Raw genomic sequence first — 23,393 nt, 5'->3', positions numbered from 1 at the left:
CCCGTTCTGCCGCGCCGGGGGTGGCCCCCGTTCTCTTGGGGGAGGCGGGGCCCCTGGCCTGACAGCGGCATTGCTTCCCTGCTGGATCTCGAAGAAACGGGACGAATCGGCCTGATATCGGTTCATGACGGGCCCGGTGACCGGGTCATGACGGGGTGCGGGTGAGGAAGGTCGCCACGGTCAGGGCGAGGAGGGTGAAGCCGCTGAAGGCCGCGCCGCCGGTCAGGATCGCCAGCGCCGTCTGCACGCCGCCGATCCAGGCGAGGCCGCCCGCCACCACGGCGACCACGACGCCCGCCACGACGATGATCGCCAGCCACATTCCCCTGGTGTTCATTCCGCTCTCCTCCCGCAGGTCACGCCCGCTCTTCCGGGTCACGTCCAGCCTGTGCCCGGCGGGCGGTGTTGCGGGGGACGGCAACGGTGCCCGTCTCCGCAACACCCTTGCCTGCCGCATGCAATGCCTCAGACTGGAACGATGAGCGCAGACGAAGGCCCGGCCGCCGGTCTGGAGATCCCCGGCGACCGGCCGGTCACGTTCCCCGCGGACGAGCCACCCGACCGGCTGCTCGCGCAGGTCCTCATGCGGCTCTTCCAGCAGGTGGCGAGCGCGCGGGAGCTGAGCCAGAACGGTTACGCGGCCCGCATCTACCAGTCGCCCGCCAGCGTGTCCCGCTGGCTGCGCGGGAAACGGGTGCCGCCCGCGCAGTTCGTCGAGCAGCTCATCCGCGACGTCGAGGAGGCGACCGAGGTCGTCATCCCGCCCGACGTGCGCGCCTCCATCGAGGACCTGCACGTGCGGGCGCTCGCCGCGGTGAGCCCGGCGGTCGCCAAGGAGCAGGCGTACGTCTACCGGCTGCACCAGGCCCAGGACCGCGTCCAGGAGGCCGAGGCCACCATCAGCCTCCTCCAGGCCGAGGTGGTGAGCCTGGAGGACAAGGTCAAGCAGCGGGACGCCGAGATCAGGCGGATCAAGGAGCGCCACCGCCAGGCCGCGAGCCACACCGCCGAGATCATCGCCGACTACGAGACCCGCGTCCGCCGCCTGGAGGACGAACGCGACGAGCTCGACGCCGACCTCACCCGCATGAAGGTCAGCGTCGAACGGTACGAGTCCGAACGGGAACGGGCCCGCCAGGAGTCGGAACGGCTCGAAACCGCCCTCGCCGAGATCCAGCACACGATGACGGTCGCGGACGGCGGCGACGAGATGGCGGTCACGGACACCCCGGCCGGCCACGAGGTGGTGGTCGAGCCCGACCGGCAGCCCGCGGTCTGGGAGCGGGTCCCGCTGCGCAACCGCAACTTCACCGGCCGGGAGCAGGAGCTCAGGCGCATCCGGGACGACCTGCGCTCCTCCGCCCAGCCCGGCATGCCCCAGGCCGTGGTGCTCCAGGGCATGATCGGCGTCGGCAAGACCCAGCTCGCGATCGAGTACGCGTGGCGCAACCGGGCCTCCTACGACCTGGTGAGCTGGATCTCCGCCGACTCCCCCGCGTTGCTCGCCGTCCGCGTCGCCGCGATGGCGCCCCTGCTCGGCTTACCCCAGGAGGGGGGCCGCGAGGAGGCGGTGGCGGGCGTGGTCAAGGCGCTGGGGCAGAGCAGGCCGTACGCGCGCTGGTTGCTGGTGTTCGACCAGGCGGTCGATCCGCGGGACGTGCTGGACCTGCTGCCGCCGGGGCCGGGCCACATCCTGATCACCTCCCGCAATCCGGAGTGGGAGGGCCCGTACGAGATCCACCGCGTCGAGTGTTTCCCCCGGGAGGAGAGCGTCTCCTTCCTGCGGCGGCGGCTCGGCGTGGATCTCGGCGAGGAGTCCGACCGGCTCGCCGCCGAGCTCGGCGACCTGCCGCTGGCCCTGGAGCAGACGGCGGTGTTGCAGATCCACACCGGCATCTCGATCGAGGAGTGCCTTCCACTGCTGCGGCAGAGCCCCACGGAGCTGCTGAACATGAGCAGGCCGCACGACTACCCGTCCACGCTTCCGGCGGCGTGCGCGGCGTCGATCGCGCGGCTGGCCGAGGAGTCACCCGACGCGGTCACCTTCATGTGGTGGTGTGCCCTTCTCGGGCCGGCGCCCGTCCCCCGCGCCTTCTTCCGGCGGTTGCCGCCCGGCCGGATGCGCGAGATCCTGTCCGACTCCCTGCGGCTGAGCCGGATCCTGCGCAGCCTCACGCGGCTCGCGCTCGTCCGGCTGGAGCCGGCCGGCGGCATGATCCACGTCCATCGGCTCGTCCAGGTGCTCTGTCGTGCTGACCTGCCGGAGGCCATGCTCGCGCAGAGCCGTCAGGACGTCTGCCGGCTGCTGGCGGTCAACACGCCGGACGACCCCGGGAACCCGGCCGGCTGGCCGGCCTTCCGGGCGCTGACGCCGCACGTCGTCCCGACCGGGCTGATCGGGTGGACCGAGCCGGAGGGGCCGCAGGCCGCGCTGCGCGTGACCCGCTACCTCTGCCTGTCGGGCGACTACGAGCAGGCCCGCGCGTTCCTGCGCGTCATGGACGACGAGTGGAACGTGAACGAGCGGGACCTGCATCTGTTCGCCGCCCGGAGCCTGCTGACCGACCTGCTGCGGGCCCTCGGCCAGTACACGGCGGCGTACAAGCTCTCCAAGGAGAACGTCTCGGCGATGCGCGACGAGCTCGGCGGGGACCACCCCGAGACGCTCGCCGCGGTCAGCGGCTTCGGCGGCGCCCTTCGCGCGTGCGGCCGTTTCCTTGAGGCCCGGCACCTGCACGAGGAGAGCCTGCGCGACCACGAGCGGCAACTCGGCCCGGACGAGCCCGAGAGCCTGCGCGTGATGAGCGAGCTGGCCCACGACCACGGCCTCACCGGCGACCACGCCACCGCCGTCGAACTGTTCCGGCGCGCGTACGCCGGGCAGAGCACCGGCCCCCGGCGGGCCGGGCCCGTGGACGTGCTCGTCTCCTTGAGCGGCCTGGCCCGCGAACTGCGCCTGAACGGCCACCACGTGGACGCCCGCGCGGTCGGCGAGGACGCCTACGCCCACGGCGCCGGGACGCTGGGGGCCGAGCATCACCTGACCGTGCTGGCCGCGAAGGACCTGGCGATCGCGGTCAGGAGGTGCGGCGCCGTGGGGCAGGCGCTCGACCTGGCCCGCGAGACCCACCTGCGGCTCCGGCTGCTCCTCGGCGACGAGCATCCCGACACCCTGGCGGCGGCGATCACGTTGTCGAACTCGCTGCGCTGGACCGGCCGGGTGGAGGAGGCGCTGACGCTGGCCAGGGGCGCGGTGACCGGGTACGCCGACGCCCTCGGCCCGGACCATCCCTTCAGCCACGCGTCCGGGATGACCGTCGCGCTGCTGAGCCGGTTGTGCGGCGTGCCCGCGTCCGGTGAGCTCCCGCTCAGGCGGGCCTTCGCCGGACTGGTCGAGACGCTCGGCCAGGCGCACGACCTCACGTTCGCCTGCGCCGTCAACCTCCAGTCGGACCTCCTCTCCTCGGGCGCGGTGGCGGAGGCGCGCGCGTTCGGCGAGGTCAACCTCGCGCACGCGCGCAAGGCGCTGGGCGAGGACCATCCCCTGACCCTGGCCTGCGCCGCCAACCACGCCCTGGACCTGGCGGCGGAGGGGTCCGGCGACCTGTACGCCGAGACCGTCGAACGATACCGGCGGGTTCTCGGGCCCGAGCATCCCGAGACGGTGATCGTGCGCGAGGGGGGCCGGGTCCACTGCGACTTCGATCCCGTACCGCTGTGAACGGGGTGGTGCCGGCCGCGGCGATGGCGGGATCGGCCCGCGCCGCCTAGACTGCGCACACACCCCGAGTGACACAGCAGACGCGAACGAACGGCGCACCGAACCCCCCAGGAGCCCTTTGTGACCGTCAGACGAATCGTGTTGTACGCCCTGCTCGCCGCGACGACCGCCGCGGGCGCGACACCGGCCCACGCCGCCGCCTTCACGCTGACCAGCACCGCCTTCGCCTCCGGTGGAATCATCCCGAAGGTGCACGAGTGCACCAGCGGCGGCCAGACCGACCCCGGCCGCCGCAACGAGTCGCCGCCCCTGACCTGGAGCGGCGGTCCGGCCGGCACCCAGAGCTACGCCCTGGTCATGAGAGACCTCGACAACGCCAACCTCATCCACTGGGTGATCTACGACATCCCGGCGGGCGCGACCTCGCTGCCCCAGAACGTCGATCACGCCTACCGTCCCACGGCCCCGGCGGGCGCCCGGCAGATCTACTACCGCGGCAGCGCGAGCCTGTACGGCTACCAGGGCCCGTGTTCCCCCTGGTCGATCAACACCTACCAGTTCACCGTCCACGCACTCAACCGGGCGACCCTGTCCGAGCTGAGCTCCAGCTCGTCCACGACGACCGCGGCGCGGGTGATCTCCGGCGCGTCACTGGGCACGGCCACGCTCTCCGGCGAGTCCTGAGGCCCGGGAATCAGCAGGGCAGGCTCCAGAGCCCGAGCCCCGGTCAGCCGAGTGCGCGGTCGAGGTTGAAGGCGGCGCTGATCAGCGCCAGGTGGGTGAACGCCTGCGGGAAGTTGCCCTGCTGCTCCCCGGTTCGGCCGATCTCCTCGGCGTACAGGCCGAGGTGGTTGGCGTAGGTCAGCATCTTCTCGAAGGCCAGGCGCGCCTCGTCCACCCGGCCGGCGCGGACCAGCGCCTCGACGTACCAGAAGGAGCAGATGGAGAACGTGCCCTCCTGGCCGCGCAGGCCGTCGGGGCTGGCGTCCGGGTCGTAGCGGTAGACCAGCGAGTCGGACACCAGGTCGGCGGTGAGCGCGTCGAGGGTGGACAACCACTTCGGGTCGGTGGGCGAGACGAACTTGGCCAGCGGCATCATCAGCAACGCCGCGTCGAGCACGTCGCCGTCCTCGTGCTGGACGAACGCCTTCCGTACGTCGGACCAGCCCTGGGCCATGATCTGCCGGTACAGGGCATCGCGGGACTCGCGCCAGTGGGGGATGTCGGCCGGCAGGCCGCGGTGGGCGGCCATGCGCATGGCGCGTTCGATGGCGACCCAGCACATCAGCCGCGAGTACAGGAACTTCTTGCGCCCGCCCCTGGTCTCCCAGACGCCCTCGTCAGGCTGGTTCCAGTTGTCGCAGACCCAGTCGACCAGGGCGCAGACGGCGACCCAATGGTCGCTGGAGATCGGTTCGCCCCACTTGTCGTAGAGGTAGATCGAGTCGAGCAGGGCGCCGTAGATGTCGAGCTGGAGCTGCCCGGCGGCGGCGTTGCCGACACGGACCGGGGCCGAGCCCCGGTAGCCCTCAAGGTGGTCGAGCTGCCGTTCGGGCAGGTCGGTACGGCCGTCGATGCCGTACATGATCTGGAGTGGGCCGGTTGGGCCGGCGCCACGCAGGCTGACGTGCCGGGTCAGGAACGACATGAACGCCTCGGCCTCGCCGGTGAAGCCCAGCCTGAGCAGGGCGTAGACGCAGAAGGCGGCGTCGCGGACCCAGACGTAGCGGTAGTCCCAGTTGCGTTCACCGCCGATCAGCTCGGGCAGGCTGGTCGTGGGGGCGGCGACGATCGCGCCGGTCGGGGCGTACGTCAGCAGCTTGAGCGTCAGCGCCGAGCGGTGGACCATCTCCCGCCACCTGCCCCGGTAGCGGGAGGCCGACAGCCACTTGCGCCAGAACGCCACCGTGGCGGTCATCGCCTCCTCCGCCTCGACGTGCGGGCACCCGAGCAGCGGCACCTCCTCCTCGACGCGGTCGAGCGCGAACACCTGCGTCTCGCCCTCCACGAGGGTGAAGGCCGCGCGTACGTCCCGGCCGTCGGACTCGACCGGCACGGTGGCGCTCAGCGAGAGCGTCAGGGACGCCGACTCGAAGATCGTGAGCCCGTCGGCCATCCGTACGGTGTGCGGGTCGGCGCCGTAGCCGAATCGCGGGGCCACCCGCGCGTGGAAGGGCAGCGAGCCGCGTACGCAGAGCACCCGGCGGATCAGCCGCTGCCGTCCGCCGCCGCCCTCGCCGGTGACCGGCATGAAGTCCTGGACCTCGCCCACGCCGTGCTCGGTGAAGAAGCGGGTGATGAGCACGTTGGTGTCGGGGAAGTAGAACTGCTTCGTACGCGCCGGGACGTCGGTGGCCAGCTCGAACGCCCCTCCCCGGTCGGCGTCGAGGATCGCGGCGAAGACGCTGGGCGAGTCGAAGGCCGGGCAGCAGTACCAGTCGATGGTGCCGTCGGTGCCGACCAGGGCCACGCTGCGCAGATCGCCGATGAGGCCGTGCTCGGCGATCGGCAGGTAACGGTCCCCGGCTGCTCCACCCATCGCAGCAGTTCTCCCAGGTCAGAGCCGTTCTCAAACCTCGTCGGCGGTCCCCTCGGTCTCGGCCAGGCGGCGGCGCAGGAGGGCGCGCTCGGGCTCACTCCCGGCCGCTTCGAGGGCGGAACGGTAGGCCGCGGCGGCCTCCGGCAGCCGGCCGAGCCGGTGCAGCAGGTCGGCGCGGGCCGCCAGGTACGGCTGGTAGCCGCGCAGCAGCCGGGCGCCGGCCAGCTCCTCCAGCAGCGCCAGGCCGGCCTCGGGCCCGTCGCGCATGGCCACGGCCGCCGCCCTGTTCAGCGCGACCACCGGGGAGGGGTCGAGCGCGAGCAGCACGTCGTACAGGGCCACGACCTGCGGCCAGTCGGTCGCGGCCAGGTCGGGGGCCTCGTCGTGAAGTGCCGCGATCGCGGCCTGGACGGCGTACGGGCCGGGCGGGCCGCCGCTGAGCGCGGTCACCACCAGGGCCGTGCCCTCCTCGATCATGGCCCGGTCCCAGAGGCCGCGGTCCTGCTCGTCGAGCAGCACCGGCTCGCCTCCCGGCCCGGTACGTGCCGCGCGCCGCGCGTGGACCAGCAGCAACAGCGCCAACAGCCCGGCGACCTCCCGCTCGGCGGGCAGCAGCCGGCTCAGGATCCGGGCCAGCCTGATCGCCTCCTCGGCCAGGTCGAGCCGTTGCAGGAGGGGGCCGGAGCTGGCCGCGTAGCCCTCGGTGAAGATCGAATAGATCACCTGGAGCACGCCGGGCACCCGTTCCGGCAGCTCACCGGGGTCGGGCACGCGGAACGGGATGCGGGCCTCACGGATCTTCTTCTTGGCCCGTACGATGCGCTTGGCCATCGTCTGGACCGGCACCAGGTAGGCCCGCGCCACCTCGGGGGTCGTCAGGCCGGCCAGGCAGCGCAACGTCAGCGCCCCGCGGTCCTCGGCGGGCAGCGCCGGATGCGCGCAGGTGAAGAAGAGCCGCAGCCGCTCGTCGGGCAGGCCGCCGTCCTCACCCGGGGGCGCCTCGGGGGCCGCCCGCTCGGCCTCCGCCCACAGGACGGCCAGCCGGGTGGCCAGCGCCTGCTCGCGCCTGAGCCGGTCGACCGCCTTGCGCCGGGCCGTGGTCATCAGCCACGCGCCCGGGTTGGGCGGCACGCCCTCGACCGGCCAGTGCCTCAGCGCCGCCTCGACGGCGTCGGAGGTCACCTCCTCGGCCAGGTCGAGATCGCCGAAGCGGCGGACGAGCGCGGCCAGCAACCGGCCGCGCTCCTCCCGGAAGACAGCCTCGACCTCACGCACCGAAGCCCTCACTCACCGAAGCTCTCCCGCACCGAAGCCCTCCCGCACCGAAGCCTTCACGCGCCGAAGCCTTCACGCACCGAAGTCGGCTACCGGGCGCACCACCACCGAGCCGCCGCCGCGCGCCCCCGGGCAGCGGGCGGCCCAGTCGAGCGCGACGTCCAGGTCCGGCACGTCGATCACGTAGAAGCCGCCCAGGACCTCGCGGGTCTCGGCGTACGGCCCGTCGGTCACGGTGGGCGTGCCGTCGGCGCCGACGCGTACGGTCGTGGCGGTCACCAGGTCGGCCAGCGACTCGCCGGAGACCATGATGCCCGCCTCCCGGACGGCCTTGTCGTAGGCCACCCACTCCTGGAAGTCGCCCGGCTCCTGCTCGTCGGAGGTGCCGGCGTTGATCAGCAGCATGTACTTCACGGTGTTCCCTTCCCGGGGTCGGCGTACGGCGGGGCCGCCGTACGCCATCACCACGAACGGGACCCGCCCGGATGGACATGCCGTGGCGATGAGTTTTCCGGCCCCGGCCGGTCATTGTCACGACACGTCACTTCAGGAGGAGCGATGAGCGTACTGGAACGGCGGATGCGCGACGTGCTGGGCGGCTTCGTGGCGCGGGGTGAGGTGCCGGGGCTGGTCGGGCTCGTCCACCACCGGGGCGAGACCCATCTCGTGGCCGAGGGCACGCTGGAGTCCGGCGGCGGCGCTCCCGGGCTGCTCACGACGCCCCTGGACTACGCCGCGTTCTGCCGCATGCTGCTCGCCAAGGGACACCACGACGGCGGCCGGCTCCTGTCGCGGGCCTCGGTCGAGCTGATGACGACCGACCATCTGTCACCGACGCAGAAGGCGGGCAGCGAGACGTTCCCCGGTGAGGGCGGGTGGGGGTTCGGGATGCAGGTGGACACGCGGATGCGGCACCTCTACACCCGGCCGGGGCGCTTCGGGTGGACCGGCGGCCTCGGCACCACCGCCTACACCGACCCGTCGGAGGACCTGGTCGGCCTGCTGTTCACGCAGGTGGCGATGACCTCGCCGGTGCCGCCCAGGTTCTTCGAGGACTTCTGGACGGTGACCTACACCTCGCTCGACCAACGCCAAGGCCCTTTTCCTGGCGGATAAGGTGGTTATGCGGCTTTTCGGGGGATTTAGCCGTACATGATCACGAGGGGGACGGGTGGCGGAGTCGTTCGGCACGATGTTGCGGAGCCTGAGACACGCGGCCGGGCTGACCATCGAGGAGCTCTCGCACGCCTCCGGCGTCAGCGTACGGGCCATCGGCGACATGGAGCGCGGGGCCAGCCGGGGGCCGCAGCGGCGTACCGTCGCGGCCCTGGCCGAGGCGCTGCACCTGGACGAGCCGCGCCAGGCCGCGCTGTCGGAGGCGGCCCGCGCCGGCCGGCCGCGCCAGGAGGCCCCCGCCCCGGGCGCCTGCGAACCGCCCCGCGGCGTGGGCGACTTCACCGGACGCGACCGGGAGCTGGGCCTGCTGTACGACCTGGCCACGCGTACCGCGGAGGACACGGACGCCGTCGTCGCCGCCGTCTCCGGGACCGCGGGCATCGGCAAGACCGCCCTGGCCGTACGTGCCGCCGGGCACCTGGCCGAGTTGTTCCCCGACGGCCGCTTCTACCTCGACCTGCGCGGCATGGACCCGGTACCGCTCGACCCGGGCACGGCGCTGTCCCGGCTGCTCAACGCCCTGGGCGTGGCCGAGCGGCGCATCCCCGCCGACGAGGACGACCGCGCCGGCCACTACCGCGCCCTGCTGCGCGGACGGCGCTGCCTGGTCATCCTGGACAACGCGGCGCACGAGGCCCAGGTCCGCCCGCTGCTGCCCGCCGAAGGACCGGCGATGACGCTGGTCACCAGCCGCCGCCCGCTGGCCGGGCTCGAAGGCGTGCACCAGATGCCGCTGGCGCACCTGGCCGCCGGCGAGTCGGCCGCGCTGCTGCGCGCGATCGTCGGCGCCGAGCGAGCCGAGGCCGACCCCGGCGGGGTGGCGCGGGTGGCCGACCTGTGCGGCAACCTGCCGCTGGCGCTGCGCATCGCCGGCAACCGGCTGCAGAGCAGGCCCGGCTGGACCGTCGGCCAGCTGGCCACCCGCCTCGGCGACGAGGGACGCCGGGTCGAGTCGCTGGCCGCCGGCGACCTGTCCGTGGCGGCGGCCTTCGCGCTGTCGTACCGGCAGCTCTCGGCGTCGGCGCGGCGGAGCTTCCGGCGCCTGGCGCTGGCCGCCGCGCCGGACTTCGGGGCGCCGATGACGGCGGTCCTCGCCGAGCTCGGCCCGGACGAGGCCGAGGACGCCCTGGAGGAGCTGGTCGACCTCGGCCTGTTGCAGTCGCCGTACCCCGGCCGCTACCGCTTCCACGATCTCGTACGGTTGTTCGCCCGCGCCCGGCTCTCCGACGAGGAGCCCATGACCGATCAGCGGCAGGCCCGGCGGCGGATGGACGACTGGCTGCTGGAGGTCGCGACCGTCGCCGGACGCTGGTTCGAGCCCGGCTTCGGCGCCCCGCCCGCCGGCTGGAGCTCGCTGGTCGAGCTGGACAACGCGCGGCAGGCACAGGAATGGCTCCAGGCGGAGGGCACGGCCTGGCTGGCGGCGCTGCGGCAGGCGGCCCGCGTCGGCGAGCACGCGCGGGTCGTCGAGGTGGCCGAGTCCATGCACTGGTTCTCCGACCTGTGGATGCACTGGGGACACTGGCCCGAGGTGTTCGAGTTGTCGTCCGCGGCCGCCCACGCGGCGGGTGACCGGGCGCAGGAGGCGGTGCACCTCAACTACCTGTCCTGGGCGCGGACGCACTGCCAGGGCCGCTACGACGAAGGCGAACGGACCGCGCTGCGCGCGCTGGAGCTGGCCCGCGAGCTCGGCGACGTACGCCAGCAGGGCTGGGCCCTGACCTACGCCACCTGGGCGCTGTGGGGGCACGACGACCGGCGCAGCCTGGAGACCGGCCTCGACCACGCGCGGCGGGCGGCCGAGTGCTTCCGGCAGGCCGGTGACCCGGAGGGGTACGCCCAGGCCATGCTCAGCGTGGGCAACGGCCTGCGCCGGCTCGGCCGGATCGAGGAGGCCGTACAACACGGGCTGGACCTGCTGGAACGGCTACGCGACCCGGCGTTCGGCGGCACGCCGGTCATCGTCGCCCACGCGGTCGGCGCGGCGCTCGACCTGCTGAGCGACGGCTACTTCGCGCTCGGCCGCTGGCAGGAGGCCGCCGACCACTACCGCGAGGCGCTGGTCGAGCTGCGCAAACGCCCGATCAACCGGGCCACGGCGCAGACCCTCACGAGCCTCGGCCGGGCGCTGGTCGAGCTGGGGCGGCGGGAGGAGGCCCGCGAGGCGTTCCAGGAGGCCCTGGAGCTGTACGAAGCCTCCGCCGACGCCACCCGCGCCGCCCGCGTGACCGCCGAACTCGCCCGGCTGACCCCGGTCACCACCCCGCACACCACCGCCTGAAAGCCCCCCCGGGACGCGTCGCCTCACGGCTCCACGAAACGCTGGATGAAGGTCAGGGCGGTGCCGCAGACCTCGCGCCAGCCGTTGTCGACGGTCATCGAGTGCCCGCGTCCCGGCAGCTCGACGATCTCGGTCAGGTGGTGCTCGTTGCGCGCCTGGCACAGGTAGGAGGCGTGCGCGGCGGCCCACGGGACCGTACGGTCCATCTCACCGGCGACCAGCAGCAGCGGCCCCCGGTCCGGCGACGTGCCGTCCACGCTCCACGGGTCGGCCGCCTCCCCCGCCGGGACGGCGTACCTGTCGTACAACCGCCGGGCCTCCTCCTCGCCGACGGCGTTGGCGACGGCGTGCCGGAACCGCCCGTACGTGAGCGCCCCCCGGAAGGGCGCCGGGCTGACGGCCACGCACGCGCGAACCAGACCGAGCCCGGCGAGGACCTGCGCGACCAGCCCCCCGGCGGCGTGCCCGACGACGCAGGGCCGGCGCGCCAGCTCGCCGACCAGCCCCGCGAAGTGCCCCACCGCCTCACCGGCCGCCGCCGGCCAGGCCGGGATGACGGGTACGAACCCCGCCTGGCCGAACACCTCGGCCCAGGGCTCCCAGCTCTCGGCCAGCAACCACGGGTCGTGCACGAAGACGACCGGGACCCGGCCGGAGGCGTTGGCGTGGCGTACCTGGTCGAGGTCGTAGGCGGAGGACATGGCGCGGCGGGTCAGCTCTCGTGCAGGGCCCGGCGCAGCGTGCCGATGGCCAGCTCGATCGCCGACCCGGCCGCGTACGTGCCGCGCAGCGCGTTGAGCATGACGAAGTCGTGGATGATGCCCTGGTAGCGCACGGCGGTCACGGGCACCCCGGCCGCGCGCAGCTTGGCGGCGTACGCCTCGCCCTCGTCCCGCAGCACGTCCGCCTCGCCGGTGATGACCAGCGCCGGCGGCAGCCCGGCCAGCTCCTCGGTGGTGGCCCGCAACGGGGACGCGGTGATCTCGGCGCGCTCGGCGGCGGAGGTCGTGTACTGGTCCCAGAACCACTGCATGCCGTCCCGGCGCAGGAAGTAGCCCTCGGCGAACTGCCGGTAGGAGTCGGTGTCGAAGGACGCGTCGGTCACCGGGTAGAACAGCACCTGCTGGCGCAGCGGCAGCCCGCCGCGCCGCTTGGCCATGATGGTCAGCGCGGCGGTCATGTTGCCGCCCACCGAGTCGCCGGCCACCGCGAGGCGCGTGGCGTCCAGGCCCTTGGACGCGCCCTCGGCGACGATCCAGCGGGCGACCGTCCAGTTCTGCTCGATGGCGACCGGGTAGCGGTGCTCGGGCGACAGGTCGTACTCGGGGAAGACGACGGCGGCGCCGGCGCCCACGGCCAGCTCGCGGACCAGCCGGTCGTGGGTGCGGGCGTTGCCGAACACCCAGCCGGCGCCGTGGATGTAGATGATCACGGGCAGGTCGCCGGCGCTGCCCGCGGGCCGCACGATGCGGGCCCTGACCTCGCCGGTGGGGCCGCCGGGGACCGTCACCCACTCCTCGTCGACGGCGGGCAGGTCGGCCGGGCCCGACTGCACCTCGTCCACGGCCTTGCGGCCCTCCTCCGGCGGGAGCTGGAAGAGGTACGGCGGCTCGGCGGTGGCCTCGGCGAACGACTGCGCGGCGGGTTCCAGGACGGGCTTGTTCATGATGGCTCCAAGAGAGGTGGAAAGCGGGGGGCCGTCGCCCATCAAAGCAACCACCCCCGGGTGAGGACGAGGCGGAACCACAGGCAGAAGTACGTTTCCGCCTCGTGCCCGCGCGTGGCCGGCTGTTTGGATCTCCGGTGGAGACAACCGGTCCCCGTATGCCCCGAGAAGGAGCTTTTCCCCATGACGCAGAGCACCACCCCGACGGCCGTCCTCGTGCACGGCGCGTTCGCCGACGCCGCGAGCTGGTCCGGCGTCATCGCCGGGCTGCAGCGGGACGGCATCCCCGTGCTGGCCCCGCCCAACCCGCTGCGCGGCCTGGCCGCGGACGCGGCGTACGTCGCCTCCGTGGCGGCCCAGGTCGACGGCCCGGTCGTGCTGGTGGGCCACTCCTACGGCGGCGCGGTCATCACCGTGGCCGGAGCCGCGGAGAACGTCGTCGGCCTCGTCTACGTCGCCGCGTACGTGCCGGAGGAGAACGAGAGCCTGGCCGACCTGCAAGGACGCTTCCCGGAACCGCCGCTCGCGGCCGGCCTGCGACAGGCGTCCTATCCCACGGCGGACGGCGGGCAGGCCGTGGAGTTCACCATCGCCGCCGACGCCTTCCCCGAGATCTTCGCCGCGGACGTGCCCGCCGAGGTCACCCGTGTCCTGGCGGTGGCGCAGCGGCCGCTGGCGGCCGGGGCGTTCACCGAGGCCCCGGGCACGGCGGCCTGGCGGACGAAGCCGTCGTGGGCCGTCATCGCGGACGCCGACCAGGCCATCAACCCCGACGTGCAGCGGTTCGGGGCCGAGCGGGCCGGGGCGAAGGCCGTGGAGGTCGCCGGCGCCTCGCACGCGGTCGCGGTGTCCCGTCCCGAAGAGGTGGCCGGCGTGATCCGCGAGGCGGTCCGCGCCACCGCCTCCTGACCGGCCGTCCCGGACGGCGGCGGGGCAGGTGCCGCCGTCCGGGGCCCGGGATGGTCAGGACTGCTTGCCGAGACCCTGGAAGCGGCTCTCGATGAAGTCGCCCCATGTGGAGTTCAGCGTCATCAGCTCGCCGTCCACCATCTTCCATTGACGTGCCTTGTGTTGCGGGTAGGCGAAGAGCACCGACGACAGGCGCTCGTACCCGGCGGGCATCGGCCTGGTGTGCACGCGGTGCGTGGACGGCCGGAACCGCCCGTCGGAGGCGCTGGTCAGCATCCGGCCGATGTTGCACAGCACCACGTCGGTCCCGGCGATCACCGGCTCGACCCACGTGCCGTCGTGCAGGACGTACTGGAGGCCCTGGTCGGACGGAGGTAGCTGGAGGCCGAGCATCTGGATGCCGGAGTGCTCGTGGGCCAGCACCTGGCGGTCGCCCACGTCCCGGTAGTGGATCACCCGCAGGTTCGTCGCGTCGTGCGACAGGTCCAGTTCGGGCGTGCCGGGCGGCAGCATGCCCCGGACGACCTCGCCGAACAGCGAGATCAGCCGGAAGGCGATGTCGAACACCTCGGCGGCACGGGTGCCGAACGCGGGGAAGGCGCGCAGCACGTCCCCCGCCCCGGGCGGCTGGTCGCCGATCATGGCGCCGCTGACGTGGATGAACTCCTTCGGGTCCGGCACGCCGTTGGCCAGCCGCGGGATCTCCGAGTTGTACGGGAAGAACCCGTGCGTGCCGCCGACGGCGAGCTGCGGGACGGCGGTGTAGGCGTAGTCGGACAGGCGCGGCTCGGCCGATCCGCAGGCCGCGGCGAACTCGTTCATCATGGCCTCGACGCGCTCGCCGATGCCGGGGACCTCCGCGGCCATGAAGCCCCATCCGGTCAGCTGCGACCTGATGGCTTCGGTGGAGGCGGCCATGTCCGCCTCGATGTCATGCAGCCTGACGACGGGAGCGCGGCCGCTGAGTTCCATGAGAGGGACGTCCATTGCCACTCCATTTCTCGATGACCGTTCTGGGATGGTTCGTCGTACGTGCTACTTGCCGGTGGTGCTCAGATGGCGCTGGTTGCGGGAGTCGAGGCCGAGGCGCTGGGCGACCAGGGCGACCTCGGTGCGGTTGGAGCAGTTGAACTTGACGAGCAGGTTCGAGATGTGCCGTTTGACGCCGTGGATGGAGATGTCCATGGCACGGGCGATCTGGTGGTTGCTCATCCCGCGCAGCAGCAGCGCCAGGACGAGGTGCTCGCGTTCGGTCAGGCGTCCGAGCAGGTCAGGGCCGCGCCTGGACGGGACGGGCGCGTCGCCGCGCAGCAGTCGTTCGAAGGTGCCCGACAAGCCCGCGACATTGATCTCGTCCCACGGCAGGCAACCGGCCAGGTCGTACCGCTGGGCAAGGCAGGGGGCCGGTTCCTCCCCCTGCCGCACCATGGCCAGGATCCGCGGGCGCGCCCGGCGGGGACGCCCGCCCAGCACGTCCGGCAGGACGGCGAGCGGGATCACCGCCACGTCGAAGTCCTCGCCGGCCAGCAGCAGCGCCCTGGCCTCCGACACGCTGCGCACGACCGCGACCCCGGCCACGTTCGACACCTTCATGAGCAACGGCGGGAGCCCGTAGTAGGAGACCTCGTCCTCGGCGAGCCAGAACACGGACAGCCTGGAGCACCTCGCACGGAGGCTGGAAGGGGAGGCCGGGATCGGCTGGCCGGCCTCCAGCGTGATGGCACTCATCGCATGATCCTCTCTGCGTCGGCGAACGGCGGTCGGTCGGTACGCGGCGGGAGTTCTGTCAGTCGCGGCGTCTCACCAGGTGGAAGGAGAAGTCGGTGCCCCTGTGGTAGTCCTGCGAATACAGCAGCGGCCGTCCGGCGCTGTCGTGGTGGGTCTGGAGGAGCAGCAGCCAGGCGCCGCCGTCCTCGTGGCTGCCGATGCGCTCGGCCTGGGCGTGGCTGAGGGTCACCGCGCGGACCTGGGCGACGGCGTACGCGATGGTGTGGCCGTACTCGGTGAGGAGCTGGAACAGCGACCCGGTCCAGTCCACCTCGTCCATGGGACGGCCGATGAGCGAGCGCGGGAACAGGTCGATCGAGTACAGCAGCGCGTCGTCCCGGTGCCGGCGCAGCCGTTCCAGCCGGACGATGGCCTCGCCGGGCGGGAGCTGGAGCAGCTCCCGCTGGTGCCGGTCCGGCTCGGTGGCCACGACGTCGAGGACGGTGTTGTCGGCGGTGAACCCGCGGCTGGCCAGCATCTCCGTCACGCCTTCGAGCCTGGTCAGCGGCCGGTCCAGGCTGGGTTGTGAGGTGAGGTAGCGGCCGTCGCCGTGGCGGGCCTGGATCAGCCCTTCCTGCTCCAGGAGCTTGAACGCCTCCCTGATGCTCGTACGCCCGACGTCGAACAGGGTCATGAGCTCGTTCTCCGAAGGCAGCCTGTCCCCCGGGCGCAACCCCTGTTCGACGATCAGGGCGTGCAGCCGGTCACGGATCTGGATGGCCAGGGTGGGATGACGTCGTGTCACGCGGGTCTCTCCTGCACGGACGGACCGTGGAGCGGGGCGATGCCGAGCTCTGCGGCCGATGGGTAGCTGGGGGCACAGAACCGGCGCGTGACCGAGACGGTCGCCACCTGACAGGCGAGCCGGACGCCGCGCACCAGGCCCGTGCCGGCGCGGAGGGCGGCCGCCAGCGCGCCGGTGAAGGCGTCACCCGCGCCGGTGGTGTCCACAACGCGCACGCTGGGGACGTCGATCAGCATAGTGCCGCCGTCGTCGGCGATCTCGGCGCCGTGCTCGCCGCGGGTGACGACGACGGTGCGTCCTCTGGTCCTGCCGCGCAGATCGTCCAGGTCGCCGGGGGTGTCCCCGGCCAGGGCCGACAGCTCGCCCTCGTTGAGCACGAGCACGTCGGCGCGGGCCAGCAGCTCCTTGCCCGTACCCTCCCGGAACGGTCCCGCCGGGCTGGGGTTGAGCAACACGCGCACGCCCGCCGGGGCCGCCGTCGCGGCGGCGTACGAGATCTCCAGCGGGATCTCGCCCTGGAGCACGAGCACCGATCCGGTGGGCAGGTCGGCGACCGCGGCGGCCGCCTGGGCGGGCGGCAGCAGGTCGGCGGCCCCCGGCCAGGTCATGACCAGTTGCCCGCCACCGGCGTCGACGCAGACGAAGCTGCGCCCGGTCGCCACGCCGATGGCGGTGGTGCAGTCGCCGACGTCGATGCCCTCGGCGCGCAGCTCGGCCAGCGCCACCGGCCTGGCGCCGTCGTCGCCGAGGCAGCCGACGAAGCTGGTGGGGGCGCCCAGCCGGGCGGCGGCGACGGCCACGTTCGCGGCCTTGCCGCCGTGGGCGGTGGCGTAGTCGGCGGCGTTGACGCTCTCGCCCGGCTCCGGCAGGCGGTCGCCGAACATGTAGAGGTCGACGATGTAGGCGCCGATCGCGACGACGGTCATGAGCCCAGCCCCAGGGCGCACGGCGCGATGCTGTCGGCGTCCACGGTCACCCGTACGTCGGGGTGGCGGTGGGCGAAGGTCACCGGGAGCAGCACGTCCGGCTCGGTGGTGAGCAGAAGGACGCGGACGATGTAGCGCTTCCATGCGCCCCCGTCGGTGATGAGGTGCAGCCGCCGGGCGGAGAGGATCTCCGACATGCCGACGGTGATCGCCATACGCGGGATCGCCTGCGTGTAACCGCCGGTCACGCGGTGGGAGTGGGCCACGATCGTGTCTTCCAGCAGGGGGACGACGCGCGTGGTCGAGGCGGCGAACTCCTCGGCGGTGTACTGGTGCCAGCGTGTGGACGGCGGCTCGTTGAAGGCCAGGTGCCCCCGGTAGCCGAAGCCCGCGAAGCAGGTGTCTGCGCCGCCGGCCCGGCGCAGGCGCTCGCCGAAGGCGTCGGGGTCGAACACGTCGGGGAAGACGACGTTGTCCGGGTGGGGCCGCAGGTCGGGGTCGAGAAGCTGGTAGAGGTTGCGGTCGCAGTAACCCCGGAAGCTGAAGGGGTGCGACGGCTCCACCGGCCTGCCCTGCCAGTCGAGGAACTCGTCCATGTGGAAGGCGAACACGTCGGCCCAGCTGATGCGCTCCTCGTTGCAGATGCGCGCGAGTATCGGGTACTGCGCCTTCGGGCCCACGGGCAGGATCCAGCGGGTGGGCTCGCCGCGCATGTTGTTCGCGCGCAGCTCGTCGGCCATCTCCCGGGCCAGCCGGTAGTAGAGCTCGGTGGTGTCGGGGTAAACGGTCAGCGGATGGCGGGCGATCGCCGCCAGCTCCTCGGCGGGCATGGATAACATCTCGTCGGTCAGATCGCCCGACGTGCGGGGATAGGGGTAGTCGAGGTGCCTCGCGCTGGCGGTGGTCACGTCACTCCTCCTCACGAGCTGCGGGAGAGCAGGAATCGGGACAGGACGTTTCGGGTGATCCGCCTGATGTCACCATCACAGCAGGCAAGACTGGTCACCCAGTTGATGGATCCGGCGGCGAACACCGCACCGCCGTTCCCGAGCCGTCGCAGGGTCATGTCGGCGCGTACGGTCTCCGCACCCGGCCCGGCCTCCTCGGTGGGCGGCCGGTAGTGGTGGCTGTGGGCGCCCGCGGAGGTCGCGAGCAGCAGGGTGCCCGGCGGGGTGCCGAGCTCGGGGGCGGCCCGGTCGATCTCGTCCCCGGCGGCGCCGCCGAGCGCGAGACCGCAGGTCCCCACGGGGTTCGTCCCGACGCCCTCGAAGACCCAGGACGCCTCGTCCCGGTAGCTGTCGGGCAGGCGGGTGTAGCCGGGCGCGGGGCCCCACCCCTGGGCGGCGAAGCCGACGCCGAGCAGCTCCTGCGGCGCGAGGCCGCGGTGGCGCCAGAGGCCGCCGGGCTCGCCGGTGGAGGTCAGCACGTCCTCGCCGGGCTCGTCGTCCCACCAGTCGCCGACGTGGCCGCGGCGGACCTCGATGGCGTGCGGGTGGCGGGGATCGACGCCGGTCACCCAGTAGAACCCGTTGCCGCCCAGGTACATGAGCCGGCCGCCGCCGGACACGTACGCGCTGAAGGCCGCGCGGCCGGGGGCGGTGACGTACTCGGGGTGGCTGCCGGTCAGGACGACGCGGTAGCCGGCCAGCAGGGCGGCGCCGCCTTCGTGCACGTCCTCGTCGGCCAGCACGTCGAAGTCGAACCCCTCGGAACGCAGCCAGCGCAGCAGCAGGAGGTCGGCGGCGAAGTGGCGCGGCGCGCCGGTCATCCACCAGCGGTAGCCGGGGTCGAGGTTGAGCACCGGGCGCAGCCGGGAGGAATGGGTGACGTGGCCGCCCTCCTGCCTCTGGTCGTAGAGGGACAGGCCGAGCTCGCGGTGCTCGTTGAGGTAGACGTCCACCGGGGAGAGCGTGATCCCGCGGTCGGTCACCCGCGTGTAGTCCCCGAAGTACTCGGCCTCGCTGGACTGCCGGTGATTGGCGTAGGCGAGATAGGTGAACGTGGGCAGGACGACCGCGACCCGGCTCCCGCGCGCCCCGCCCGGACCCGCGATCACCGGGACGACGCAGGACTGCCCCGCGGCGCGCAGCCGGACGCCGAGCACGGTCGAGCCGCAGTCCTCGGGGACGGTCAGCTCGCACGTCGCCGGCCAGCGGGCGTCGTCGAGGTCCTCCGGGCTGACCTGGAGGGCGGTGCGGGCGACGCCTCCCGGGCCGATCAGCCCCGCGAGCGGCCGGTTGACGGCGCCCGCGTGGCGGCCGTTCCCGCTGACGTCGGGTACGACCGGCGCGCCGGGGTCGCCGGACGGGTCCCACAGGGCCAGGAGGTCCGAGCCGAGGTGTTTGACCAGGTCGGGACCGGTGGTCAGGTCGCGCAGCAGAGTGTGTTCAGAGGTGGCGAGCAGGCTGGCCGTCACCATCGGCAGGGCGATCCGGCCCGCGTACGGGTGCTCGTCCCCCGCGCCGACCACCAGGTCGCCGGTCGGGGAGGGCACCGGCAGCCGGCCCCGGCCCGAGCTCACCCCCGGGCCCCGGAAGTCGGTCAGGTGCAGGACGGTCATCAGCGGCGTCGTCTCCCACGCCACCGCCAGCAGCGTCCACTCGCCCGGCGGGACGGCGGAGCGCAGCCGGCAGCCCATGCTCCCGGACGGCGTCACCACGGCCGCCTCCGGCCGGCCCGCCTCGTCGAGCGTGAGCAGCAGCCGCCAGCCGGAGGCGCCCAGACGGGCCACGACCTGCCGCGGGCCGAGCCGCTTCGGCCGGATCCAGAGGGCGAGGCCGCCCCTGGCCGGGGTGGGCACCGCGACCGCCTCCAGCCGGGAGCCGGGGCGCAGCGGCCGCGGCTCGATCGGCGCCGGGACGGGCGCGGTGAGGTCGCGCTCCCGTACGAGGTCCACGAGGGTGACGTCGGCGTTCCCGGCCGGGCCCGAGGCGTGCAGGGTCAGCCGCTGCCCGGGGGCCGTGGACCAGCGGTCGGCGTAGCCCATCAGGCGGGGCTCGCGGTCTATGGCCATCACGCGTCTCCTCGCCGGTAGGGGATGCCGACGTAGGCCGGCATGCGCAGTCGTTGGGCGACCGTGACCAGCACCAGGAGGGTGGTGAGGTACGGCGTGGCGTACACGAGCTGGGTGGGGACGGAGTCGGTGCCCTGGAAGAGCACGAACGCGGCGGCGCCGAGCAGCGCCAGCGTCCCGGCCAGGCGGAGCCGCGTACGGACGAGGACGATCGCGGCGGCCCACGCCAGCACGGCCCCGAGGAGCAGCAGCACGTGCACGGCGCTCGCCTGGCGCAGTTGCAGGGCGTCGGCGTAGCCGAACAGCAGGGCGCCCGCGGCGGTGCCGGTCGGGCGCCAGTTGCCGAAGATCATGGCGGCGAGCCCGATGAAGCCCCGGCCGCCGGTCTGGCCCTCGCGGTAGACGGTCGAGGAGACGGTGACCAGGTACGCCCCGCCGAGCCCGGCCAGCCCGCCGGAGACCAGCACCCCGTAGTACCGCATCCGCAACACCGGCACGCCGAGCGAGTCCGCCGCGGCCGGGTGCTCCCCCGCCGACCGCAGCCGCAACCCGAACGCGGTGCGCCACAACAACAGGAAGCTGAGCGGGACCAGCGCGACCGCGACCACGGTGAGCAGCGAGACCTCGTGCAGCAGCCCCCGGACGATGCCCGCGAGGTCGGACAGCAGGAAGATCCGGGCCCGCTCCAGCCCGCCGAGCAGGTCGCCGCCGCCCCCGCCGCCCGCCAGGACGGGCACGCTCACCGTGCCGATCGTCCCGCGTACGGGCGGCGACTGGGTGGCGCCCGCCCCCGGCAGCCCGCTGAAGGCGATGACCGACATGAACCGGGCCACGCCCACCGCCAGGATGTTGATCGCGATGCCGCAGACGACCTGGTCGACCCCGAACGTCACGGTGACGACCGCGTGCAGCAGCCCCGCGGCCACCCCGCCCAGCACCCCGGCCAGCACCCCGGCCCAGACGCCGTACGCGTACCCGGCCCAGGCGCCGCAGACCGTCCCGATGATCATCATGCCTTCGATGCCGAGGTTGGCGACGCCGGCCCGTTCACTCCACAGGCCGCTGAGCCCGGCGAGCCCGATGGGGACCGCCAGCCGCAGCGCCGCCCCCACGACGCCGGACCCGGTGAGCTCGTCCACGCCGGTGACCGTCCTGACCGCCGACATCGCGAGCAGCAGGACGAGCGCCGCCCGCCACCACCGGTGCCGTCCCGTGGCCGCGCTCATACGGCCGACTCCAGCGCCGGGGAGCTCTGCTCCCGTACCAGCCGGGCGGCACGCCTGCGCTCCACGCGCCGCGCCACCTCGTACGCCACCACGACGCTGAGCACGATGACGCCCTGCATGATGGTGACGATCTCCTTGGGGATGCCCTCGATGTCGAGGATCAGCGCCGACCGTTCCAGGAACCCGAAGAGCAGGGCGGCCAGCACAATGCCCGCCGGCGTGTTGCGGCCGAGCAGGGCCACGGCGATGCCGGTGAAGCCCGCGCCGGAGGGGAAGTCCATGCCGTACCGGTAGGTGTCGCCCAGCAGGTCGGGCAGCCCGGCCAGACCGGCCAGGCCGCCGGACAGGAGCATCGTGACAAGGACCATCCGGCGCGGGTCGACGCCGTGGACGCGGGCCGCCGCCGGGTTCAGGCCGCCGGCCTTCAGCTCGTAGCCGTAGCGGGTGCGGGTGAGCATCAGGTGCACGGCCACCCCCAGGACGACCGCGCCCAGCGTGGCCGAGCCGAGCTGGTCGCCCGAGGGCAGCGTGAGCTCGGGCAGGCGGGCCGACGGCGGCAGGTCCGGCGTCGACCCGGACGGGCTGCCCACCGCGAAGACCTCGGCCAGCAGGTAGGCGACGAGGGCGGTGGCGACGTAGTTGAGCAGCAGCGTGGACAGCACCTCGGAGACCCCGCGCCACACCTTGAGCACGGCGGCGATCCCGGCCCACAGGGCCCCGGCGACCACGGCGACCAGGCAGACGAAGGCCAGGTGCAGCGGGCCCGGCAGCCGTACGGCCGCCCCGGCGACCGCCGCGAACAGCGCGGCCACGTGGTACTGGCCCTCGACCCCGATGTTGAACAGCTTCATCCGGAACGTCACGGCCACGGCGAGGGCGGCGAAGAAGTAGACGGCCGCCCGGTTCACCGCGGAGACGAGCGAGTCCGGCCGGAGCCCGAACTCCAGCATCGTCAGGTACGTCCGCCCCGGCGCGGCCCCCACCGCGGCCAGCAGCGCGGTGGCGACCGTGAGCGCGATCAGCAGCGCGAGCGCCGGTACGGCGAGCACGCCCAGCGCTTCCCGGCCCGCCGCCCGCGCCCGGTTCACCGGCTCTCCGCCGGCCTGACGGGCACCTTGATCTCGCCCGAGACGATCTGCTTGCGGAGCTGCTCCAGGCGCGGCTGGATGTCGGCCAGCTCGCCGCCGCTGGTGGCGTAGCCGACGCCGCCCTCCTTGAGCCCGAACTCGTGCACCCCGTTGATCGGGCGGCCCGCCGCCGCGTCGCGGACGATGCTCAGCACCGCGACGTCGAGCTGCTTGGTGGCACTGGTCAGGATCACTCCGGCGAGCCCGGCGTCGACCGTCTTGCGCTGGTCGACGTCCACGCCGATCGCCCACTTGCCGGCCGCCTTGGCCGCCTGGAAGACGCCGAGCCCGGACGCGCCGGCGGCGTGGTAGACCACGTCGGCGCCGCCGTCGTACATGCCGCGGGCGGCTTCCTGGGCCTTGTCGGGGACGGAGAAGCCGCTGAAGTCGGGCGGCTGGGACATGAACACGCTGGAGAGCCGGATGCCGGGGTTGACCGCGCGGGCGCCGGCCTCGTAACCGGCCAGGAACTTCTCCTGCGGCGGGGTCTGCACGCCGCCGACGAAGCCGATGCGGCCGGTGGCGGACTTGAGCGCGGCCGCCGCGCCGACCAAATAACTGGCCTGCTCCTCGCGGAACACCACGTTGGTGACGTTGGGCAGCTTCACGGTGGCGTCGTCGATGATGACGAACTGGGTGCGGGGGAAGGCGGGCGCGACCTTCGCCAGCGGCTGGGCGTAGAAGAAGCCGACGGCCAGCACGGGGTTGTGGCCGGTCTCGGCCAGCAGCCGCAGGATCTCCTCCAGGTCGGACCCGGCGGCGTTGGGGCTGAGCTCCTTGGCGGAGACGCCCAGCTCGGCCTTCGCGCGGTCGACCCCGGCCCCCACCGAGTCGTTGAAGGATCTGTCGCCCCGCCCGCCGCGGCTGAAGGCCACGCCGACCGAGGTGGCGCCCTTCGCTCCGGCCTCCTTCGTTCCGGCGGCCGGGGAGACGGCGGTGCAGGCGGCGAGCGAGCACAACGCCGTGCAGACGGCGAGGACGCGCACGAATACAGGGGCAACGGCTAATCGGGGCACTGGAGG

The 23,393-nt window shown here is 73.2% G+C and carries 20 protein-coding genes; 5 read left to right on the top strand and 15 right to left on the bottom strand.

The features are described from left to right. Window positions 1-145: 145 nt before the first annotated feature. Window positions 146-337: a hypothetical protein gene (locus tag IEZ27_RS27865; protein WP_189649935.1), complete on the bottom strand. Its 192-nt coding sequence runs from the start codon at window positions 335-337 to the stop codon at window positions 146-148. A gap of 141 nt (window positions 338-478) precedes the next feature. Here IEZ27_RS27865 and fxsT point away from each other — a divergent pair, with 141 nt between their 5' ends. Continuing rightward, window positions 479-3,721 carry an FxSxx-COOH system tetratricopeptide repeat protein gene (fxsT, locus tag IEZ27_RS27860; protein ID WP_189649934.1) on the top strand — a complete coding sequence of 1,081 codons (3,243 nt, stop codon included), beginning with the start codon at window positions 479-481 and terminating at the stop codon, window positions 3,719-3,721. Window positions 3,722-3,841: 120 nt separating this feature from the next. Then, window positions 3,842-4,405 (top strand): YbhB/YbcL family Raf kinase inhibitor-like protein, encoded by a 564-nt coding sequence (locus tag IEZ27_RS27855; protein ID WP_189649933.1) that lies wholly within the window; start codon window positions 3,842-3,844, stop codon window positions 4,403-4,405. 43 nt (window positions 4,406-4,448) lie between these two features. On the opposite strand, the gene IEZ27_RS27850 is transcribed toward IEZ27_RS27855, so the two are convergent. The 3 genes from IEZ27_RS27850 to IEZ27_RS27840 form a co-directional block, all read right to left on the bottom strand. Continuing rightward, a complete protein-coding gene (locus IEZ27_RS27850; RefSeq protein ID WP_189649932.1) occupies window positions 4,449-6,260 on the bottom strand; it encodes a glycoside hydrolase family 15 protein in 1,812 nt (603 codons plus the stop codon). Between the two features lie 30 nt (window positions 6,261-6,290). Further along, entirely contained in the window at window positions 6,291-7,535 is a 1,245-nt protein-coding gene (locus IEZ27_RS27845) for an RNA polymerase sigma factor (RefSeq protein ID WP_229824397.1), read from the bottom strand. A gap of 72 nt (window positions 7,536-7,607) precedes the next feature. Further along, window positions 7,608-7,940: a YciI family protein gene (locus IEZ27_RS27840; RefSeq protein WP_229824404.1), complete on the bottom strand. Its 333-nt coding sequence runs from the start codon at window positions 7,938-7,940 to the stop codon at window positions 7,608-7,610. Window positions 7,941-8,093: 153 nt separating this feature from the next. Here IEZ27_RS27840 and IEZ27_RS27835 point away from each other — a divergent pair, with 153 nt between their 5' ends. Both IEZ27_RS27835 and IEZ27_RS27830 read left to right on the top strand, forming a co-directional pair. Further along, entirely contained in the window at window positions 8,094-8,651 is a 558-nt protein-coding gene (locus tag IEZ27_RS27835; protein WP_189649929.1) for a serine hydrolase domain-containing protein, read from the top strand. Window positions 8,652-8,706: 55 nt separating this feature from the next. Further along, complete coding sequence (locus tag IEZ27_RS27830; RefSeq protein WP_189649928.1) at window positions 8,707-10,992, top strand: ATP-binding protein; 2,286 nt, start codon at window positions 8,707-8,709, stop codon at window positions 10,990-10,992. Window positions 10,993-11,015: 23 nt separating this feature from the next. On the opposite strand, the gene IEZ27_RS27825 is transcribed toward IEZ27_RS27830, so the two are convergent. Both IEZ27_RS27825 and IEZ27_RS27820 read right to left on the bottom strand, forming a co-directional pair. Beyond that, entirely contained in the window at window positions 11,016-11,693 is a 678-nt protein-coding gene (locus IEZ27_RS27825) for an alpha/beta hydrolase (protein WP_189649927.1), read from the bottom strand. An 11-nt stretch (window positions 11,694-11,704) separates the two neighbouring features. Continuing rightward, window positions 11,705-12,658 carry an alpha/beta hydrolase gene (locus IEZ27_RS27820; RefSeq protein WP_189649926.1) on the bottom strand — a complete coding sequence of 318 codons (954 nt, stop codon included), beginning with the start codon at window positions 12,656-12,658 and terminating at the stop codon, window positions 11,705-11,707. A 183-nt stretch (window positions 12,659-12,841) separates the two neighbouring features. Here IEZ27_RS27820 and IEZ27_RS27815 point away from each other — a divergent pair, with 183 nt between their 5' ends. Beyond that, window positions 12,842-13,567: an alpha/beta fold hydrolase gene (locus tag IEZ27_RS27815; RefSeq protein WP_125632036.1), complete on the top strand. Its 726-nt coding sequence runs from the start codon at window positions 12,842-12,844 to the stop codon at window positions 13,565-13,567. A gap of 54 nt (window positions 13,568-13,621) precedes the next feature. Here the strand turns inward: IEZ27_RS27815 and IEZ27_RS27810 are convergent, their stop codons facing one another. The 9 genes from IEZ27_RS27810 to IEZ27_RS27770 are packed head-to-tail and all read right to left on the bottom strand — an operon-like array spanning window position 13,622 to window position 23,357. Then, window positions 13,622-14,554 (bottom strand): isopenicillin N synthase family oxygenase, encoded by a 933-nt coding sequence (locus IEZ27_RS27810; protein ID WP_125632038.1) that lies wholly within the window; start codon window positions 14,552-14,554, stop codon window positions 13,622-13,624. 48 nt (window positions 14,555-14,602) lie between these two features. Beyond that, on the bottom strand, window positions 14,603-15,295 hold the full coding sequence (locus tag IEZ27_RS27805) for a helix-turn-helix transcriptional regulator (RefSeq protein ID WP_221762044.1): 693 nt from the start codon (window positions 15,293-15,295) through the stop codon (window positions 14,603-14,605). A gap of 58 nt (window positions 15,296-15,353) precedes the next feature. Then, window positions 15,354-16,079, bottom strand: coding sequence for a GntR family transcriptional regulator (locus IEZ27_RS27800; RefSeq protein ID WP_125632040.1), 726 nt, complete (start codon window positions 16,077-16,079; stop codon window positions 15,354-15,356). Beyond that, window positions 16,076-17,026 carry a PfkB family carbohydrate kinase gene (locus tag IEZ27_RS27795; protein WP_229824396.1) on the bottom strand — a complete coding sequence of 317 codons (951 nt, stop codon included), beginning with the start codon at window positions 17,024-17,026 and terminating at the stop codon, window positions 16,076-16,078. The genes IEZ27_RS27800 and IEZ27_RS27795 overlap by 4 nt, the downstream gene beginning before the upstream one ends. Beyond that, window positions 17,002-17,913 (bottom strand): 6-phosphogluconolactonase, encoded by a 912-nt coding sequence (locus IEZ27_RS27790; RefSeq protein ID WP_189649924.1) that lies wholly within the window; start codon window positions 17,911-17,913, stop codon window positions 17,002-17,004. The genes IEZ27_RS27795 and IEZ27_RS27790 overlap by 25 nt, the downstream gene beginning before the upstream one ends. Window positions 17,914-17,924: 11 nt before the next feature. Continuing rightward, on the bottom strand, window positions 17,925-20,018 hold the full coding sequence (locus IEZ27_RS27785; protein WP_189649923.1) for a N,N-dimethylformamidase beta subunit family domain-containing protein: 2,094 nt from the start codon (window positions 20,016-20,018) through the stop codon (window positions 17,925-17,927). Next, window positions 20,018-21,244, bottom strand: coding sequence for an ABC transporter permease (locus IEZ27_RS27780; RefSeq protein ID WP_189649922.1), 1,227 nt, complete (start codon window positions 21,242-21,244; stop codon window positions 20,018-20,020). Before IEZ27_RS27780 ends, IEZ27_RS27785 begins: the two co-directional genes overlap by 1 nt. Further along, window positions 21,241-22,332: an ABC transporter permease gene (locus IEZ27_RS27775; protein ID WP_229824395.1), complete on the bottom strand. Its 1,092-nt coding sequence runs from the start codon at window positions 22,330-22,332 to the stop codon at window positions 21,241-21,243. The genes IEZ27_RS27780 and IEZ27_RS27775 overlap by 4 nt, the downstream gene beginning before the upstream one ends. After that, the gene (locus IEZ27_RS27770; protein ID WP_185844508.1) at window positions 22,329-23,357 is read right to left on the bottom strand and encodes a BMP family lipoprotein; all 1,029 of its coding nucleotides are present in this window, start codon (window positions 23,355-23,357) and stop codon (window positions 22,329-22,331) included. The genes IEZ27_RS27775 and IEZ27_RS27770 overlap by 4 nt, the downstream gene beginning before the upstream one ends. Between the last annotated feature and the right edge of the window lie 36 nt (window positions 23,358-23,393).

The organism is Nonomuraea spiralis (assembly GCF_014648435.1).
Taxonomy (GTDB): domain Bacteria; phylum Actinomycetota; class Actinomycetes; order Streptosporangiales; family Streptosporangiaceae; genus Nonomuraea; species Nonomuraea spiralis.
This window is presented reverse-complemented; position numbering and strand designations above follow the sequence as displayed.